Below are 17,629 nucleotides of genomic sequence, written 5' to 3'. Positions count from 1 at the left end.
CGCCGACGCAAGGAATCGCTCCATCACCTAATCTTGACGGCGATTTCTTCGAAACGAAGCGCATCATACGGCCGAATCGTCAAAGACATTGCGTTATGCCAATGATAGGGTCCGCGATAGTCCAGGGGTCGGACGGCGTAAAACGGGCAATCGGACGGCGTGCTTCCAAAACACGCGAGGCGATTGAAAAATCACGTTGCAATCCGGGCTCGAAACTTTACGACTAGGGGAAATACGAAAAGGAGTGCGACCCGAAAGCGGGCGACATTCCAGGGGAGCCACGGCAGTATGCAGTACTTCGTCCAGCAGCTTATCAACGGGCTGACGCTGGGATCGATCTATGGCCTGATCGCGATCGGCTACACGATGGTCTACGGCATCATCGGCATGATCAATTTCGCCCATGGCGACATCTTCATGGTCGGGGCCTTCACCGCCCTCATCGTCTTCCTCATCCTCGGCGCCCTGTTCTATTCGGTGCCGGTCGTCATCGCGCTCTTGATCATGATGATCGTGGCGATGCTTCTGACCAGCCTCTACAACTGGACGATCGAGAAGGTAGCCTACCGGCCACTGCGTGGTTCGTTCCGGCTGGCGCCGCTGATCACCGCCATCGGCATGTCGATCGCGCTGTCCAATTTCGTCCAGGTCACGCAGGGCCCCCGCAACAAGCCGATCCCGCCGCTGGTGTCCAAGGTCTACAGCTTCGACGGGATCAGCGTGTCGCTGAAGCAGATCATCATCGTGGTGGTCACCGTGGTGCTGCTGGCGCTGTTCTGGTACCTGGTCAACAGGACGGCGCTCGGCCGGGCGCAACGCGCCTGCGAGCAGGACCGCAAGATGGCCGCGCTGCTCGGCATCGACGTCGACCGCACCATTTCGATCACCTTCATCATGGGCGCTGCGCTGGCCGCCGTCGCCGGCACGCTGTTCCTGATGTATTACGGCGTGGTGGTGTTCTCGGACGGCTTCGTGCCCGGCGTGAAGGCCTTCACCGCCGCGGTGCTCGGCGGCATCGGCTCGCTGCCCGGCGCCGTGCTCGGCGGCCTCTTGATCGGCTTCATCGAGAGCATGTGGTCGGCCTATTTCTCCATCGACTACAAGGACGTCGCCGCCTTCTCGATCCTGGCGATCGTCCTGATCTTCCTGCCTTCCGGCATTCTGGGCCGGCCTGAAGTCGAAAAGGTCTGAGCTCATGGCCGTTACCGTGTCCCCGGAGAGCGATACCGTCGCCACTCCCATCCAGCGCGCTTTCCGCGAGGCGCTCTATGCCGGCGCCGTCTCGCTCGGCCTGTTCGTGCTGTTCATCGGTCTCAGGACCGACCAGAACATCTCCAACGAACTGATCCTGGTGCAGCGCTGGGGCCTGCTTGCCCTGGTGGTGATCCTCACCGCCGTCGGGCGCTTCCTCTATGTCGGCTTCGGGCAGCCGGCGCTGGAGCGCGCCAAGGCGCAGAAGGCTGCGGCGCCCGCCGTCGCGGCTGAACCCAGCTTCGTGCGCCGCAACTTCAACAAGATCGGCATCGCCGTGCTGTTCCTGTACCCGATCGCGATGGTCCTGCTTTTCGGCTTCCAGGGCTCGCTGAAATGGGTCGATAATTTCGGCATCCAGATCCTGATCTACGTGATGCTTGCCTGGGGGCTGAACATCGTCATCGGGCTGGCCGGCCTGCTCGACCTCGGCTACGTCGCCTTCTACGCGGTCGGCGCCTATGCCTACGCGCTGCTCGGCACGCATTTCGGCCTGTCGTTCTGGATCCTGCTGCCGGCCGCCGGCTGCATGGCCGCCTTCTGGGGCGTCATGCTCGGCTTCCCGGTGCTGCGGCTGCGCGGCGACTATCTGGCCATCGTGACGCTTGCCTTCGGCGAGATCATCCGCCTGGTGCTGATCAACTGGCGCGAGGTGACCAACGGCTCGGCCGGCATTTCCGGCATTCCGAAAGTCTCCTTCTTCGGCCTGATATCGTTCAACGTCTCGGATCCGAACTACATCTCCAAGGTGCTGGGCATCGCCCAGTCGGGCGCCTACTACAAGATCTTCCTCTACTATCTCATCCTGCTGCTTTGCCTGCTCACCGCCTTCGTCACCATCAGGCTGCGCCGGCTGCCGGTCGGCCGGGCCTGGGAAGCGTTGCGCGAGGACGAGATCGCCTGCCGCTCGCTCGGCATCAACACCACCACCACCAAGCTGACGGCGTTCGCCACCGGCGCCATGTTCGGCGGCTTCGCCGGGTCGTTCTTCGCTGCCCGCCAGGGCTTCGTCAGTCCGGAGTCCTTCGTCTTCCTGGAATCGGCGATCATCCTTGCCATCGTCGTGCTGGGAGGCATGGGCTCGCTGGGAGGCATCGCGGTCGCGGCGGCGGTGATGATTGGCGGCACCGAGATCCTGCGCGAGCTGGACTTCCTCAAGACCGGCCTGAGATGGGGCGACACAACCCTCATTCCCGGCTTCGGTCCCGACTTCACGCCGGAACTCTACCGCATGCTTTTGTTCGGCGTGGCGATGGTCGTCGTCATGCTATGGAAGCCGCGCGGCTTCGTCGGCAGTCGCGAGCCGACAGCCTTCCTGAAGGAGCGAAGAGCGGTCTCAGGCTCCTTCACCAAGGAGGGTCACGGCTGATGAACGCGACCCCTTCCTCGAGCGACTTCATCCTGCAGGTCGAGCACCTGTCCATGAAGTTCGGCGGCCTCATCGCCATCGGCGACCTGTCCTTCCAGGCCAGGCGCGGCGAGATCACCGCGCTGATCGGCCCCAACGGCGCCGGCAAGACCACCGTGTTCAACTGCATCACCGGCTTCTACAAGCCGTCGGAAGGCATGATCACGCTCAACCGGAAAGACGGTTCAAGCTATCTGCTCGAGCGCCTGCCCAACCATGAGATCCCGGCGCGCGCCAAGGTGGCGCGCACCTTCCAGAACATCCGCCTGTTCTCCGGCATGACGCTGCTCGAGAACCTTCTGGTCGCTCAGCACAACAAGCTGATGAAGGCCTCCGGCTACACGTTCCTCGGCCTGTTCGGCTTCTCGAGCTACCGGCAGGCCTCGGCCGAATCGATCGAGCTTGCCAAGCACTGGCTGGAGAAGGCCAACCTGGTCGATCGCGCCGACGATCCGGCGGGCGACCTGCCCTATGGCGCGCAGCGGCGCCTGGAGATCGCGCGCGCCATGTGCACAGGCCCCGAGCTTCTGTGCCTCGACGAGCCGGCCGCCGGCCTCAATCCGAAGGAATCGGCGGCCCTCAACGAGCTGCTGAACGACATCAAGGACAACACCGGCACCTCGATCCTGCTCATCGAGCACGACATGTCGGTGGTGATGCAGATTTCCGACCATGTCGTGGTGCTGGAATACGGCCGCAAGATCTCCGACGGCAGTCCGCAGTCGGTCAGGACCGATCCACGCGTCATCGCCGCCTATCTCGGCGTCGACGACGAGGAGGTCGAGACGGTGCTGACCGAAGTCGGCGACGAGGCCGTGATCGAGCAGCTCGACACCGGCCCCGATTCCGCGCACGGGCCAGGAAGCTCGGCTTCGATGATGGCGGGCCCGGTTTCCGATTCTGTCGAGCATGCGGACCAGGGCGAGCGGGTCACGGTGTCGAGGGGCGCCTCGAAGGCAGCTCAGGTCGATGCGCGCGCGCGCGCCGCCGTTGCGAGCAAACCTGTGAAGCCCGTTGCCGCCGCGAAGCCCGCTTCGCCGGCCCCGGCCAAGCCGACCGGAAGATCCCCGACACCCAAGCCGCGTGGAGGGCGCAAGTAATGGCCGGCACAACGCTGCTCGATATCAAGGGCGTCCAGACCTACTACGGCAACATCCGGGCGCTGAATGGCGTCGACGTCACCGTCAACCAGGGCGAGATCGTGGCGCTGATCGGCGCCAACGGCGCCGGTAAGTCGACGCTGATGATGACCATCTTCGGCGCGCCGCGCGCCCGCGCGGGCACCATCACATTCGCCGGCACCGACATCACACAGTTGCCGACGCACGAAATCGCCCGCATGCGCATCGCCCAGTCGCCGGAAGGACGCCGCATCTTCCCGCGCATGACGGTGATGGAAAACCTGCAGATGGGCGCCAGCCTCGACAACCTCAAATACTATGACGAGGACGTCGAGAAGGTGTTCACGCTGTTCCCGCGGCTCAAAGAGCGCATCGGCCAGCGCGGCGGCACGCTGTCGGGCGGCGAGCAGCAGATGCTGTCGATCGGACGCGCGCTGATGGCGCGGCCGAAGCTGCTCCTGCTCGACGAGCCGTCGCTGGGCCTGGCGCCGCTGATCGTCAAGCAGATCTTCGACGCCATCCGCGAGCTGAACCGCATGCAAGGGCTGACCGTGTTCCTGGTCGAGCAGAACGCCTTCGGCGCGCTGAAGCTCGCCAATCGCGGCTATGTCATGGTCAACGGCAATGTGACGATGAGCGGTTCCGGCAAGGAACTGCTCGCCAATCCGGAAGTGCGCGCCGCCTATCTCGAAGGCGGCCACCACTGAGATTGGAGCGGAATATGTGCATCCGGTATTCCGCTCCACCTTGTTTGTTTGTCGCATGATCGTTGTCCGAAAAGTCTGCACCTTTTCGGGATCGTGCTAGGGAGACTTCATCATGCAGGGCATTCTCTACGAGGAACCCTCGATCTTCCAGTTCCTGTTCGTCACCTGCCTGCTCGGCGGCTGGGCCGCCTGGATGACCGGCAAGGCCAGCGCGCAGACATGGCGCAGCTTCTTCCAGCTGTTCCTCTACATGCTCGGGCTCGGCATCGGCATCCGGTTCATCCATCATGCGCTGTTCGACGGCACGATGTTCTCGCTGCATTACTATATCGTCGACACCATCGTGCTGATCATACTGGGCTTCCTTGGCTATCAATACACGCGCACCAACCAGATGGTGACACAGTATAATTGGCTCTACGAAAGAGCCTCGCTTTTGAGCTGGAAGCCGAAAGGCTGACGTTCATGATTAACGCCGTCTCGGGGATGAAACGGCGTGACAAGTGCCTGAAAATCGGCAAACTATGCTTTCTGCGATAAGGGTGGGCATCGCATGAAAGTATCATCCACGCCCACTCCGTAAATGGGAGCGTTTATATGAAAAAGTCACTCTTGTCCGCCGTGGCTCTGACCGCGCTTGTCGCGTTCAGCGGCAGCGCGTGGGCTGACATCCTGATCGGCGTCGCCGGTCCGATCACCGGCCCGAACGCCGCCTTTGGCGCGCAGCTGCAGAAGGGCGCCGAGCAGGCCGCCGCCGACATCAATGCTGCAGGCGGCATCAACGGCCAGCAGATCAAGCTCGAGATCGGCGACGACGTGTCGGATCCGAAGCAGGGCATCTCGGTCGCCAACAAGTTCGTCGCCGACGGCGTCAAGTATGTTGTCGGTCACTTCAACTCGGGCGTCACCATCCCGGCCTCGGAAGTCTATGCCGAGAACGGCATCCTGGTGATCACGCCTTCGGCCACCAACCCGCAGCTGACCGAGCGCGGCCTGTGGAACACGTTCCGCACCTGCGGACGCGACGACCAGCAGGGCAAGGTCGCCGGCGACTATCTCGCCAAGAACTTCAAGGACGCCAAGATCGCCGTCATCCACGACAAGACGCCTTACGGCCAGGGCCTCGCAGACGAAACCAAGAAGGCGCTGAACGGCAATGGCGTCACCGAAGCCCTCTATGAAGGCATCAATGTCGGCGACAAGGACTTCTCGGCCCTCATCGCCAAGATGAAGGAAGCCGGCGTCTCCGTCGTGTACTATGGCGGCCTGCACACCGAAGCCGGCCTGATCATGCGCCAGCTGGCCGACCAGGGCCTCAAGGCCCAGTTCATGTCGGGCGATGGCATCGTCTCGAACGAACTGGCCTCGATCGCCGGCGACGCCGTCAACGGCACGCTGATGACGTTCGCTCCGGATCCGCGCAAGAACCCGAACGCCAAGGAACTCGTCGAGAAGTTCCGCGCCGCCGGTTTCGAGCCGGAAGCCTACACGCTCTACTCCTATGCCGCCCTGCAGATCGTCGCCGCTGCCGCCGCCAAGGTCGGTTCCGCTGACGACGCGCAGAAGGTTGCGGACGAGATCAAGAAGAGCGGCCCGTGGAAGACCGCCATCGGCGACATCGGCTATGACGCCAAGGGCGACATCACCCGCCCTGACTACGTGCTGTACACCTGGAAGAAGGGTGACGACGGCAAGTACACCTACTTCGAGCAATAAGCCGGCAAAACGGCCTCAATTGCGAATGCCCGGCGCTACGCGCCGGGCATTTTCTTTTGTTCGAACAAGGTTGGCGCGAACGAACTATTTAAATCGGTTTAGGTGTCGCGCGAATCCGTTTGCACTGCAGCATTTTCACGCTAATCATTGCTCCAGCCCCCATCCTCCCAGCCTTTGGAGCCCTGTCCTTGGCCATCACGAAGATCCTCGTCGCCAACCGATCCGAAATCGCCATCCGCGTCTTTCGCGCGGCCAACGAGCTCGGCCTCAAAACCGTGGCGATCTGGGCCGAGGAGGACAAGTACTCGCTGCACCGCTTCAAGGCTGACGAAAGCTACCAGGTCGGGCGCGGACCGCATCTTGCCAAGGACATGGGGCCGATCGAAAGCTACCTGTCGATCGACGAGGTGATCCGCGTCGCCAGGCTGTCGGGAGCCGACGCCATCCACCCGGGCTATGGCCTGCTTTCGGAAAGCCCGGAATTCGCGGAGGCTTGCGCCGCCGCCGGCATCACCTTCATCGGCCCGAAGCCGGAGACGATGCGCCGGCTCGGCAACAAGGTCGCGGCGCGCAATCTGGCGATCGAGGTCGGCGTGCCCGTCGTGCCTGCCACCGATCCGCTACCGGACGACATGGAAGCGGTGAAGAAGCTTGCCGAGAAAATCGGCTATCCGGTGATGCTTAAGGCCTCGTGGGGTGGCGGCGGCCGCGGCATGCGCGCCATCCGCGCCGAAGCCGACCTTGCCCGCGAGGTGATGGAAGGCAAGCGCGAGGCCAAGGCCGCCTTCGGCAAGGACGAGGTCTATCTCGAGAAGCTGATCGAACGCGCCCGCCATGTCGAGGTGCAGGTTCTCGGCGACACGCATGGCAATGCCGTGCATCTGTTCGAGCGCGACTGCTCGATCCAGCGCCGCAACCAGAAGGTCGTCGAGCGGGCGCCGGCGCCTTATCTGAGCGAAGCGCTGCGCCAGGAGCTGTGCGGGTACGCGCTGAGGATCGCCAACGAGACCAGCTATATCGGCGCCGGCACGGTCGAGTTCCTGCAGGACGCCGATACCGGCAAATTCTACTTCATCGAAGTCAATCCGCGCATCCAGGTCGAGCACACCGTCACCGAGATGGTGACCGGCATCGATATCGTCAAAGCGCAGATCCACATCCTCGACGGCTTCGCCATCGGCACGCCGGACTCGGGCGTGCCGGCGCAGAAGGACATCAGGCTGAACGGCCACGCGCTGCAGTGCCGCATCACCACCGAGGATCCGGAGCACAATTTCATCCCGGACTATGGCCGCATCACCGCCTATCGCGGCGCCACCGGCTTCGGCATCCGGCTTGACGGCGGCACCGCCTATTCGGGCGCGGTCATCACCCGCTTCTACGATCCGCTGCTGGAGAAGGTGACGGCGTGGGCGCCGACGCCGGCCGAGACGATCGCTCGCATGAACCGCGCGCTGCGCGAGTTCCGCATTCGCGGCGTGGCAACCAACCTCACCTTCCTCGAGGCGATCATCAATCACCCGAGCTTCGCCGACAATTCCTATACGACGAAGTTCATCGACACGACGCCGGAACTGTTCCAGCAGGTGAAGCGGCAGGACCGCGCCACCAAGCTGCTCAACTACCTTGCCGATGTCAGCGTCAACGGCCATCCGGAAACGCGCGGCCGGCCGATGCCCAAGGCCGATGCGGCGGCGCCCGTGGTGCCCTATCTCAACGGCAAGGTGCCGGACGGCAGCAAGCAGCAGCTCGATGCGCTCGGCCCGGAAAAATTCGCCGCCTGGATGCGCGCCCAGACCCAGGTGCTGGTCACCGACACGACGATGCGCGACGGCCACCAGTCGCTGCTCGCCACCCGCATGCGCACGCATGACATTGCCGGCATCGCCGGCACCTATGCGCGGGCGCTGCCGCAGTTGCTGTCGCTGGAATGCTGGGGCGGCGCCACTTTCGACGTCGCCATGCGCTTCCTCACCGAGGATCCCTGGGAGCGGCTGGGCAAAGTGCGGGAGGCCGCGCCGAACCTTTTGCTGCAGATGCTTTTGCGCGGCGCCAACGGCGTCGGCTACACCAACTATCCCGACAATGTCGTGCAACATTTCGTCCGCCAAGCCGCTGCCGGCGGCGTCGACCTGTTCCGCGTCTTCGACTGCCTGAACTGGGTCGAGAACATGCGCGTCGCGATGGACGCGGTCGGCGCCGAGGGCAAGCTGATCGAAGCGGCGATGTGCTACACCGGCGACATCCTCGATCCGGCAAGGGCCAAATACGACCTCAAATACTATGTCGGGCTGGCGAAGGAACTCGAGGCCGCCGGCGCCCACATCATCGCCGTCAAGGACATGGCCGGACTCTTGAAGCCGTCGGCGGCGCGCGTGCTGTTCAAGGCCTTGCGCGAGGCGACCGACCTGCCGATCCATTTCCACACCCATGACACGTCGGGCCTGTCGGCGGCCACCGTGCTGGCGGCGGTCGAGACCGGCGTCGATGCCGTCGACGCGGCGATGGATTCCTTCTCCGGCAACACCTCGCAGCCCTGCCTCGGCTCGATCGTCGAGGCGCTGAAGGGCACCGAGCGCGATCCCGGCCTCGATCCGCAATGGATCCGCAAGATCTCGTTCTACTGGGAAGCGGTGCGCAACCAGTACGCGGCCTTCGAAAGCGACCTCAAGGGGCCGGCCTCGGAAGTCTACCTGCACGAAATGCCCGGCGGACAGTTCACCAACCTCAAGGAACAGGCGCGCTCGCTCGGCCTCGAAACGCGCTGGCACGAGGTGGCGCAGGCCTATCACGACGTCAACCTGATGTTCGGCGACATCGTCAAGGTGACGCCGTCGTCCAAGGTCGTCGGCGACATGGCGCTGATGATGGTGAGCCAGGACCTCACCGTCGCCGATGTCGAAAACCCGGCGCGCGACATCGCCTTCCCGGATTCGGTGGTCTCGATGCTGCGCGGCGATCTCGGCCAGTCGCCCGGCGGCTGGCCGCCGGCGCTGCAAAAGAAGGCGCTGAAGGGCGACAAGCCGATCACGGTGCGGCCAGGCTCGCTGCTTAAAGCGGCCGACCTCAAGGCCAGCCGCAAGGACATCGAGGGAAAGCTTGAGCGCAGGCTCAGCGAGTATGAATTCGCCTCCTGGCTGATGTACCCGAAGGTGTTCACCGACTTCGCCGCCGCGCAAGAAACCTATGGGCCGGTCAGCGTCTTGCCGACGCCGACCTATTTCTACGGCATGAAGTCGGAAGACGAGATCTTCGTCGATATCGAGAAGGGCAAGACGCTGGTGGTGCGCTGCCTTGCCATCGGCGACGTCGACGAGAAGGGCATGGTCACCGTGTTCTTCGAGCTCAACGGCCAGCCGCGGCGCGTCAAGGTGCCGGACCGCGCGCATGGCGCGTCAGCCGCCAAGGCGCGGCGCAAGGCGGAGCCCGGGAACGAGGCGCATGTCGGCGCGCCGATGCCGGGCGTGGTCTCGGCACTTGCCGTTGCCGCCGGCCAGGCGGTCAAGGCCGGCGACGTGCTGCTTTCAATCGAGGCGATGAAGATGGAGACGGCGCTGCATGCCGAGCGCGACGGGGTGGTCGCCGAAGTGCTGGTCAAGGCCGGCGACCAGATCGATGCCAAGGATCTGCTGATCGCATTCAGCTAAAGTGTGTTGCCATTCAGGTGATGCCGGCCTGCGAATGGCGGCTTCCTGCGCTTCCGGTGCTCACGTACTTCAAGTACGCTCCGCGCCGGTTCTCGGAAGCCACCATTCTCGACTCGGCCTGACCTGAATCTCAACGCACCTTGGGGCGTGCCTAACCGTTCATGCCGCACCGATAATGTCTTGACCCGCCGCGCCTGCTCGGGCATCGAACCCGCTCCAATTTGCCGGCCGGCCTTCGCGAGTCGCCGGTAGCCAAACGACGCGGAGAGAAAAATGGCCGACGATATCACCGAGACCAGCCAGACTGTTGCCGCCGGCCAGCTGCGCGCCTTCATCGAGCGCATCGAGCGGCTCGAGGAAGAGAAGAAGACGATTTCCGACGACATCAAGGACGTGTTCGCCGAGGCCAAGGGCACCGGCTTCGACACCAAGGCGATGCGCAGCATCATCCGGCTGCGCAAGAAGGACCAGGCGGAGCGCCAGGAGGAGGAGTCCATTCTCGACCTCTACAAAGCCGCCCTCGGCATGGTCTGAGAACGCGGTCCGGTCCGCTTTCGCAATTCTTTCGGACTGACGCGGGCGAGGCGTCTGGAGCCTCGCCCCGTAGCTTCCTCGCTTTAGCCTGGAGGCATTGCCGCGCGCGATGGCTGGCGGAGCGGCATCGACTACATTCACCACGACATGATTGACCGGCCGCCTTGGCGACCGGGATGTATCAGTTGTGCTCCGGCCGGCTGCTGTGCTGTAAGACAGGCTCTATACCTTTGCATTGACGCAATTCCGGACGGAAGCCGTTTCACACTTTTCCTGGAATTGCTCTAGGCAGGCTGCTGCGAGCATCAGACCATGAGCGAATTCGACTTTGGCGGCCGCCGCGCCTCGGAGTTCCGCCAGCGCGGCTTCTGGACCCTGTTCGCCGAGCGGCATCCTGAGGAAAGGGCCTCGCTGGCGCGCCGCGGGCCCTGGTTCTGGCAGCGCGGGCTGCCGGATTTCGCACTGGTCCTTTCCATGTATGTCGCGCCGGCGCAGAACCATGTCGGCGTCTTCTTCGGCCGCAACGAAAAGTTCGGCGCTACCGAATCGTGGTCGCGGCTGAAGCCGTTTCAACCGGCGATCGAAGGCAGGCTGAAACTCACATCCGAACAGAGTTGCGTGGGCCTCGGCATCAATTCGATGTGGCGGGTGAATTGCTACGCCGAGGACAATTGGCCGGCGATGGCCGACTGGCTGGTGACGGAATGCTCGCGCTTCGAGCAGGCCGTCGTCGTGGTTTTGGGGGAAGCCCGGCCCTAGGCCCGACGGTCGTTCGCTCTCCCAACCTGCCTGCGCTTCAGTTTGGCCCGGCCTCGTCGCGGCCGATTTCGTCCAGATGCTGCTGCAGCGCCAGTTTGTCGAGCGAGCCCATCGGCAGGTTGGTGAACACCGCGACGCGGTTGCTCAGCATGCGATAGGCTTCGGCGAAGGCGAGATGCTGTTCGGCCTCGGTGCCGGATGCCTTGGCGGGGTCCGGGACCGCCCAAAGCGCGGTCATCGGATGGCCGGGCCAGATCGGACAGCTTTCATTCGCCGTGTTGTCGCAGACGGTGAAGACGAAGTTCATCTCCGGCGCGTCAGGTCCGGAAAACTCCTCCCAGCTTTTCGACCGGGCGAAAGACGTGTCGTATTTCAGGCTTTCCAGCAGCTGCAGCGCATAGGGGTTGACGGCTCCTTTCGGCTGCGAGCCGGCAGAATAGGCTTTGAAACGACCGGCGCCGACCCGGTTCAGGATGGCCTCCCCCATGATCGACCGGGCCGAGTTCGCATTGCAGAGAAAAAGTACATTGTAGACATGATCGCTCATTTTGAACTCCTCCATGCTGGCGCTGCAAAATGACTGGCTGGCAATGCGGAACACAGGTTTCCGGCCCGCTTGAGCATTGATGCCAGATTTCCGTGTCATATTCGCGTCACGTGTCGCGGGGGCTTGCTTTGACGGCAGGCTCCGGCATTTTCGAAGCGGCATGATCGCAAGCGGGGCTCCAACCGATGGACGATTCGCATCCGGCCGGCATGGTGTCCAGCAAGCTCGTTGGCCTGGCCGGCTTCTTCCGCTCGCGCTGGCGGGGCCGGGTGCCGCTCGACCGGCTGTTCTGGCGCGACATGGCCTTTGTCGGCACGGCCATCAACATCGCATCGTCGGTGCTGGCGCTGATCCTGCTCGGGCTGAAGCTGCCGCTCTGGCTGGTCCTGAGCGTGCATTTCGCGCCGGTGCCCTACAATCTCTTCCTGACCTTCGCCGTCTGGCGAACCGCGGAAACGTCAGGCGGTGGCAAGGCCTCGCTGATGATGCTGGGCTCGGCGCTGTGGCTGATCGCGACAGTCGTGGCTTGAAACGAAAAAGGGCGGCCGGAGCCGCCCTTGCAGACGATGAGGTTGCGACGGCCGTTAGTGCGGTTCAGCGTTTCATGAGATCGCTGACCCGCCCTAACTATTTATTTTTACGCAATTCCGGACGGAAAACCGCTGCGCACTTTTCCTGGAATTGCACTAGGCGGCCGGCTCGAATTTCAGCGCCACGCCGTTGATGCAGTAGCGCAGGCCGGTCGGCGGCGGGCCGTCCTCGAAGACATGGCCGAGATGGCTGCCGCAGTGGGCGCAGTGGCATTCGGTCCGCACCATGCCGTAGCTGCGGTCGACCGTGGTCTCGACCGAGCCCGGCACCGGGTCGTTGAAGCTAGGCCAGCCGGTGCCGCTCTCGAATTTCAGCTTGGATTCGAACAGCGGCTGGTCGCAGCCGACGCAGGAAAACGTGCCGGCGCGCTTCTCGTAAAGCAGGGCGCAACTGCCGGGCCGCTCGGTGCCATGATTGCGCATCACGGCATATTGCTCGGGCGTCAGCCGGGCGCGCCATTCGGCATCGGTACGGGTGACGGGATAGGCGTGGGTGTCCATGAAGATCTCCTCGGCCTTGGCGGCTCGTTGTTGGTTGCAAGCCATATTCGCACCAAGATAGGTGTTTGTTACACCACTGACCAGCGCATCCGTTGGCTTCGAATTGGCCTCTCCTTATTGTCGTCGGCGCTGCCCCTCACCTGCCTGCCGGCATCCTCTCCCCGTATAGTGACGGGGAGAGGGGCGCTCTCATTGATGGTTTCGCCAATCGCCAACGTCGCAGGAAGAAGTGTTGAGCTTGCGGCCGGCCCCCTTCGCCCCGTCACTATACGGGGAGAAGGTGCCGGCAGGCGGATGAGGGGCGGCGCCGACTTCCGCGAATTACCGCCACGCTCAATGCTTCCTTGAAAGCTGCTTCGTCGCGGCTTCCAGCCCGGCAAGCGTCAGCGGAAACATGCGGCCGCCGAAGGTGTCGCGGATCATCCCGATAGAATGGGTGTAGCCCCAGTTCTTCTGGCTCTCCGGATTCAGCCATATCGCATTCGGCCATTGCTGCAGCAGGCGGCCGAGCCAGACGTTGCCGGCCTCAGGGTTCCAGTGCTCCACCGAGCCGCCGGGATGCGCCAGCTCGTAGGGGCTCATCGAGGCATCGCCGACGACGATCACCTTGTAGTCAGGGCCGTATTTGTGGATGAGGTCGAAGGTCGGAATCGTTTCGGCCAAGCGGCGGCGATTGTCCTTCCAGACGCGCTCGTAGAGGCAGTTGTGGAAGTAGAAATATTCGAGCTGCCGGAATTCGGCGCGGGCGGCGGAGAACAGCTCCTCGACGCCTCTGATATGATCGTCCATCGAACCGCCGACATCGAAGAACATCAAAAGCTTGACCGCGTTGCGCCGTTCCGGCCGCGTCTTGACGTCGAGATAGCCGTGCTCGGCGGTGGCGTGAATGGTGCCGGGCAGATCGAACTCCTCCTCGGCGCCTTCGCGTACCCAGCGGCGCAGCCGCTTCAGCGCCACCTTGATGTTGCGCGTGCCGAGCTCGACACCGTCGTCGAAATTCCTGAATTCGCGCTTGTCCCAGACTTTTACCGCGCGGCGGTGGCGGCTTTCGTGCTGGCCGATGCGCACGCCTTCCGGATTGTAGCCATAGGCGCCGAAGGGCGAGGTGCCGCCGGTGCCGATCCATTTCGAGCCGCCCTGGCGGCGGCCCTTCTGCTCCTCCAGCCGCTGCTTCAGCGTCTCCATCAGCTTCTCGAAGCCGCCCAGAGCCTCGACCAGCCTTTTCTCCTCCTCGGTCAGGTGCTTCTCGGCGAGCCGGCGCAGCCATTCCTCGGGAATGTTGGCGACCTCGACGGCGTCCGGCCCGCCAAGCGCCTCGACGCCCTTGAAGACATGCGCGAACACCTGGTCGAAGCGGTCGATATGGCGCTCGTCCTTCACCAGGGCCGCGCGGGCGAGGTAATAAAAACCCTCGACATCATAGTCGACCAGCCCGGCTTCCAGCCCCTCCAGCAGCGACAGATATTCCCTGAGCGAAACGGGAACCCGCGCGGCTTTCAATTCGAGGAAGAAGGGGATGAACATGCGGCCATCTATAGCAGGTCGTATTCGATGAAGCCCGTGCGGCGCGCGACATGGTCGTAGAGCCGGCGCGCGGTGGCGTTGGTCTCGTGCGTCATCCAGTAGACGTTCTTCACCCCGATCTTGCCGGCCTCGTCCTGCACCGCCTTGATCAACGCGGCGCCCACGCCCTTGCCGCGCACGCCCGGGTCAGCGAACAGGTCCTGCAGGTAGCAGTTGTTGACCAGCGACCAGCAGGAGCGGTGGTAGATATAATGGGTGAGACCCACCGCCTTGCCGTCCAGCGTGGCGATAAAACCTTTCGGCTCGAACTCGCCTTCCGTGAACAGCCGCTTCCAGGTCAGGGCGTAGACCTCGTCCGGCAGCTTGGTCTCGTAGAAGATGAGGTAGGCCGTCCACAGGCGCCGCCAGTCGGCATGATCTGACTGCGCGAGCGGGCGGATGGTGATCTCGGTCATTTCGTTTCCTCCGAACTTTTCCGATACGACGCTGCCTCGGAGGCCGGTTGACGGCAAAGGTCCACAGCCAGGGAAAGCACTGTTGCTGGCGGCCTAGCCCTGCCGTCTCGCCATGAAGGCCAGGCGCTCGAACAAATGGACGTCCTGTTCGTTCTTCAGCAGCGCGCCGTGCAGCTTCGGCAGCATGTTCTTGGGGTCGGCGCGCAGGTCCTCCGGCGCGATGTCGTCGGCGACCAGCAGGCGGATCCAGTCGAGCGCCTCGGAGGTCGACGGCTTCTTCTTCAGGCCCGGCACGTCGCGGATCTCGTAGAACTGCGTGAGCGCCGCCCGCACCAGGTTCTGCTTGATGCCGGGGTAGTGGACGTCGACGATGCGGTGCAGCGTCTCGATGTCGGGGAAGCGGATGTAGTGGAAGAAGCAGCGGCGCAGGAAGGCGTCCGGCAGTTCCTTCTCGTTGTTCGAGGTGATGATGGCGATCGGCCTCAGCGCCGCGTGGATCGTCTCGCCGGTCTCGTAGACGAAGAATTCCATGCGGTCGAGTTCCTGCAGCAGGTCGTTGGGAAACTCGATGTCGGCCTTGTCGATCTCGTCGATCAGAAGCACCACCTTCTTCGGCGCGGCAAAGGCATCCCAGAGCTTGCCGCGCTTGATGTAGTTCCTGATATCGCTAAAGCGGTCGTCGCCGAGCTGGCTGTCGCGCAGCCGCGAAACGGCGTCATACTCGTAGAGGCCCTGCTGCGCCTTGGTGGTCGACTTGACGTTCCATTCGATGAAATCCAGGCCGAGCGCCGCCGCCACCTGGCGGGCAAGCTCGGTCTTGCCGGTGCCGGGCTCGCCCTTGACCAGCAAGGGCCGCTCGAGCGCGATCGCCGCGTTGACCGCAACCATCAGATCCTTGTCGGCAACATAGGCCGCGGTGCCTTCGAAACGCATTTTTTCTCCTGGCCGTTTTGCGGCGACCGTAAGGAGGCGAACTCGGCGGCGCAAGAGCGGGGCAGGGGGACGCTTCGTTCGGCGGTCCCGGAAGCGGCGAATAACGTCGGTGCGGCCAGCCGTTTCTCTGGCGCTCGGGCAGCCATCGGCCTATATTGGTCTCGGCGGTCTGCGCTTCCCGGCAGGTGAAACTTATCCCCGGGGCCTTATCGATCCTTAGGGAGCTGTCCCTGGGAAGACCCGTGGGTTTTCTCACACGGCGCCCACCTACTTTGTAGGCACCCGGGATCGACCTCTCCACCGGTTGTGTGGATCGTCACCTGACGGCAAAGGATCCACTCCCCGTGGATGATGTGTCAGAAAACGTCGCTCCTAAAGCTCCCTCCAGATCTGACCTTTTCTAGCGTCCGCGCATGACCTCTTCCAAAGACCTGAAAAAACATCTGCGCAAGGAAGCGCTGGCGCGCCGCGATGCGCTCGACGAATTCTGGCGCGTGGAGATCGCGCTCGAGATGGCCGAGACGGCGCGCGACCAGATCGCCGTCGAGCCGGGGCAGATCATCTCCGGCTTCTGGCCGATGCGCTCCGAGGTCGACGTGCGGCCGCTGATGTTCGCGCTCCGCGAAAAGGGCGCCAGGCTCTGCCTGCCGGCCATCCTCGACAAGAGCACGATCGTCTTTCGCGAGCTGGTGCGCGGGGCGCCGATGGTCGAGATGGGCTTCGGCACGGTCGGACCGCATGAGGAGGCGGCGGTGCTCGATCCGTCCGTCATGCTGGTGCCGCTCGCCGCCTTCGACGCGCGCGGCCATCGCATCGGTTACGGCGCCGGCTACTACGACCGCGCCATCGGCAAGCTGGCCGACAAGGGGCTGACGCCGAGGCTGATCGGCATCGCCTTCGACTGCCAGGAGGTGGCACAGGTCCCCGATGAGAACCACGACGTGATCATTCCGGAAATACTGACAGAGAGCGGGTTGCGCCGGTTCACGCCGGAATTGTAGAAAAGCGTTTGAGAACGCATGATCTTTTGCGGAAAGTCATGCAGCTTTTGCTTGGCGGACTTTCGGCACGGAATCATATGAGACTTCTTTTCCTCGGCGACATGGTCGGAAAAACTGGACGCACGGCGGTGTGGGAGCAACTGCCGGGCCTGATCTCCGACTTCAAGCTCGACTTCGTTATCGTCAATGGCGAGAACGCCGCTGGCGGCTTCGGCATCACCGAGGAGATTTTTCGCGAGACGCTCGCCGCCGGCGCCGACGTCGTCACCACCGGCAACCACGTCTGGGACCAGCGCGACGCGCTGGTCTTCGCGCCGCGCGAGGAGCGCTTCCTGCGTCCGTCCAATTTCCCCAAGGGCACGCCGGGGCGCGGCTCCGGCGTCTACATCGCCCGGAACGGCGCGCGCGTGCTGGTCGCCAACATCATGGGGCGCGTCTTCATGCATCCCGAGCTCGACGATCCATTCCAGGCCGGCGAGCGCGAGCTCGCCGCCTGCCCTCTCGGCGAGCAGGCTGATGCCGTCGTCATCGATTTCCACGCCGAGGCAACGTCGGAAAAGATGTGCTTCGCGCATTTCGTCGACGGCCGCGCCAGCCTCGTCGTTGGCACCCATACCCACCAGCCGACCGCCGACCACCAGATCCTCAACGGCGGCACCGCCTACCTGTCGGATGCCGGCATGTGCGGCGACTACGATTCCTCGCTCGGCATGGACAAGGAGGAGCCGCTCAACCGCTTCCTGTCGAAAGTGCCGAAAGGCCGCTTCGAGGCGGCGAGCGGGCCGGCGACGCTGTGTGGCGTCGGCGTCGACATCTCCGACCGCACCGGGCTGGCCGAGAAGATCGCGCCGTTTCGTCGCGGGCCGCGGCTCGAGGAAACCGCACCGTCCTTCTGGTCGTGACATTGATATGAGCGGCGTCAGTACCTAACTGGC

Annotated in this window: 16 protein-coding genes, 1 other RNA gene and 1 pseudogene; 13 read left to right on the top strand and 5 right to left on the bottom strand. The window is 63.6% G+C overall.

The features are described 5' to 3' along the window. Nucleotides 1-288: 288 nt before the first annotated feature. From EN786_RS15585 to EN786_RS15545, 9 genes and pseudogenes are all read left to right on the top strand, one after another. Complete coding sequence (locus tag EN786_RS15585) at nucleotides 289-1,191, top strand: branched-chain amino acid ABC transporter permease LivH (protein WP_127282959.1); 903 nt, start codon at nucleotides 289-291, stop codon at nucleotides 1,189-1,191. Between the two features lie 4 nt (nucleotides 1,192-1,195). Then, nucleotides 1,196-2,620 (top strand): high-affinity branched-chain amino acid ABC transporter permease LivM, encoded by a 1,425-nt coding sequence (livM, locus tag EN786_RS15580; protein ID WP_127309970.1) that lies wholly within the window; start codon nucleotides 1,196-1,198, stop codon nucleotides 2,618-2,620. After that, nucleotides 2,620-3,708 (top strand): annotated as a pseudogene (locus EN786_RS15575) (ABC transporter ATP-binding protein); the annotation flags it as partial. The gene livM and the pseudogene EN786_RS15575, both read left to right, overlap by 1 nt. Nucleotides 3,709-3,758: 50 nt before the next feature. After that, nucleotides 3,759-4,487, top strand: a complete 729-nt coding sequence (locus EN786_RS15570) for an ABC transporter ATP-binding protein (protein WP_127282962.1) — start codon at nucleotides 3,759-3,761, stop codon at nucleotides 4,485-4,487. 112 nt (nucleotides 4,488-4,599) lie between these two features. Further along, nucleotides 4,600-4,947 (top strand): DUF6867 family protein, encoded by a 348-nt coding sequence (locus tag EN786_RS15565; protein ID WP_127282963.1) that lies wholly within the window; start codon nucleotides 4,600-4,602, stop codon nucleotides 4,945-4,947. Between the two features lie 137 nt (nucleotides 4,948-5,084). Beyond that, nucleotides 5,085-6,203 carry a branched-chain amino acid ABC transporter substrate-binding protein gene (locus EN786_RS15560; protein WP_127282964.1) on the top strand — a complete coding sequence of 373 codons (1,119 nt, stop codon included), beginning with the start codon at nucleotides 5,085-5,087 and terminating at the stop codon, nucleotides 6,201-6,203. Between the two features lie 188 nt (nucleotides 6,204-6,391). Further along, entirely contained in the window at nucleotides 6,392-9,850 is a 3,459-nt protein-coding gene (gene pyc, locus EN786_RS15555) for a pyruvate carboxylase (RefSeq protein WP_127282965.1), read from the top strand. A 273-nt stretch (nucleotides 9,851-10,123) separates the two neighbouring features. Continuing rightward, complete coding sequence (locus EN786_RS15550; protein WP_127282966.1) at nucleotides 10,124-10,384, top strand: DUF2312 domain-containing protein; 261 nt, start codon at nucleotides 10,124-10,126, stop codon at nucleotides 10,382-10,384. A 312-nt stretch (nucleotides 10,385-10,696) separates the two neighbouring features. Further along, complete coding sequence (locus tag EN786_RS15545) at nucleotides 10,697-11,143, top strand: hypothetical protein (RefSeq protein ID WP_127282967.1); 447 nt, start codon at nucleotides 10,697-10,699, stop codon at nucleotides 11,141-11,143. Nucleotides 11,144-11,180: 37 nt separating this feature from the next. Here EN786_RS15545 and EN786_RS15540 read toward each other — a convergent pair whose 3' ends face one another. Next, nucleotides 11,181-11,690 (bottom strand): arsenate reductase ArsC, encoded by a 510-nt coding sequence (locus EN786_RS15540; protein WP_127282968.1) that lies wholly within the window; start codon nucleotides 11,688-11,690, stop codon nucleotides 11,181-11,183. 185 nt (nucleotides 11,691-11,875) lie between these two features. Here EN786_RS15540 and EN786_RS15535 point away from each other — a divergent pair, with 185 nt between their 5' ends. After that, nucleotides 11,876-12,220 carry a hypothetical protein gene (locus EN786_RS15535; RefSeq protein WP_189524291.1) on the top strand — a complete coding sequence of 115 codons (345 nt, stop codon included), beginning with the start codon at nucleotides 11,876-11,878 and terminating at the stop codon, nucleotides 12,218-12,220. Between the two features lie 156 nt (nucleotides 12,221-12,376). On the opposite strand, the gene msrB is transcribed toward EN786_RS15535, so the two are convergent. From msrB to EN786_RS15510, 4 genes are all read right to left on the bottom strand, one after another. Next, complete coding sequence (msrB, locus tag EN786_RS15530; RefSeq protein WP_127282969.1) at nucleotides 12,377-12,781, bottom strand: peptide-methionine (R)-S-oxide reductase MsrB; 405 nt, start codon at nucleotides 12,779-12,781, stop codon at nucleotides 12,377-12,379. Nucleotides 12,782-13,114: 333 nt separating this feature from the next. Further along, entirely contained in the window at nucleotides 13,115-14,305 is a 1,191-nt protein-coding gene (locus EN786_RS15520; protein WP_127311410.1) for a VWA domain-containing protein, read from the bottom strand. 8 nt (nucleotides 14,306-14,313) lie between these two features. Beyond that, nucleotides 14,314-14,760, bottom strand: a complete 447-nt coding sequence (locus EN786_RS15515; protein WP_127282971.1) for a GNAT family N-acetyltransferase — start codon at nucleotides 14,758-14,760, stop codon at nucleotides 14,314-14,316. 93 nt (nucleotides 14,761-14,853) lie between these two features. Beyond that, a complete protein-coding gene (locus EN786_RS15510; RefSeq protein WP_127311409.1) occupies nucleotides 14,854-15,693 on the bottom strand; it encodes a MoxR family ATPase in 840 nt (279 codons plus the stop codon). A 163-nt stretch (nucleotides 15,694-15,856) separates the two neighbouring features. Here EN786_RS15510 and ssrS point away from each other — a divergent pair. From ssrS to EN786_RS15495, 3 genes are all read left to right on the top strand, one after another. Then, nucleotides 15,857-16,012, top strand: a non-coding RNA gene (ssrS, locus tag EN786_RS15505) — 6S RNA. A 94-nt stretch (nucleotides 16,013-16,106) separates the two neighbouring features. Next, nucleotides 16,107-16,694, top strand: a complete 588-nt coding sequence (locus tag EN786_RS15500; RefSeq protein ID WP_127282973.1) for a 5-formyltetrahydrofolate cyclo-ligase — start codon at nucleotides 16,107-16,109, stop codon at nucleotides 16,692-16,694. Nucleotides 16,695-16,771: 77 nt separating this feature from the next. Continuing rightward, complete coding sequence (locus EN786_RS15495; RefSeq protein ID WP_127311408.1) at nucleotides 16,772-17,596, top strand: YmdB family metallophosphoesterase; 825 nt, start codon at nucleotides 16,772-16,774, stop codon at nucleotides 17,594-17,596. Nucleotides 17,597-17,629 lie beyond the last annotated feature (33 nt).

The sequence above is a fragment of the Mesorhizobium sp. M4B.F.Ca.ET.143.01.1.1 genome (assembly GCF_004792275.1).
In the GTDB taxonomy this organism is placed as follows: Bacteria; Pseudomonadota; Alphaproteobacteria; order Rhizobiales; family Rhizobiaceae; genus Mesorhizobium; species Mesorhizobium abyssinicae.
This window is presented reverse-complemented; position numbering and strand designations above follow the sequence as displayed.

Coding starts and splice junctions, on each gene's coding strand:
- EN786_RS15550 (WP_127282966.1), top strand. CDS start 10,124: ATGGCCGACGATATCACCGAGACCAGCCAGACTGTTGCCGCCGGCCAG.
- EN786_RS15510 (WP_127311409.1), bottom strand. CDS start 15,693: ATGCGTTTCGAAGGCACCGCGGCCTATGTTGCCGACAAGGATCTGATG.
- msrB (WP_127282969.1), bottom strand. CDS start 12,781: ATGGACACCCACGCCTATCCCGTCACCCGTACCGATGCCGAATGGCGC.
- EN786_RS15540 (WP_127282968.1), bottom strand. CDS start 11,690: ATGAGCGATCATGTCTACAATGTACTTTTTCTCTGCAATGCGAACTCG.
- EN786_RS15565 (WP_127282963.1), top strand. CDS start 4,600: ATGCAGGGCATTCTCTACGAGGAACCCTCGATCTTCCAGTTCCTGTTC.
- EN786_RS15495 (WP_127311408.1), top strand. CDS start 16,772: ATGAGACTTCTTTTCCTCGGCGACATGGTCGGAAAAACTGGACGCACG.
- EN786_RS15545 (WP_127282967.1), top strand. CDS start 10,697: ATGAGCGAATTCGACTTTGGCGGCCGCCGCGCCTCGGAGTTCCGCCAG.
- EN786_RS15535 (WP_189524291.1), top strand. CDS start 11,876: ATGGACGATTCGCATCCGGCCGGCATGGTGTCCAGCAAGCTCGTTGGC.
- EN786_RS15560 (WP_127282964.1), top strand. CDS start 5,085: ATGAAAAAGTCACTCTTGTCCGCCGTGGCTCTGACCGCGCTTGTCGCG.
- EN786_RS15570 (WP_127282962.1), top strand. CDS start 3,759: ATGGCCGGCACAACGCTGCTCGATATCAAGGGCGTCCAGACCTACTAC.
- EN786_RS15500 (WP_127282973.1), top strand. CDS start 16,107: ATGACCTCTTCCAAAGACCTGAAAAAACATCTGCGCAAGGAAGCGCTG.
- EN786_RS15520 (WP_127311410.1), bottom strand. CDS start 14,305: ATGTTCATCCCCTTCTTCCTCGAATTGAAAGCCGCGCGGGTTCCCGTT.
- EN786_RS15585 (WP_127282959.1), top strand. CDS start 289: ATGCAGTACTTCGTCCAGCAGCTTATCAACGGGCTGACGCTGGGATCG.
- livM (WP_127309970.1), top strand. CDS start 1,196: ATGGCCGTTACCGTGTCCCCGGAGAGCGATACCGTCGCCACTCCCATC.
- EN786_RS15515 (WP_127282971.1), bottom strand. CDS start 14,760: ATGACCGAGATCACCATCCGCCCGCTCGCGCAGTCAGATCATGCCGAC.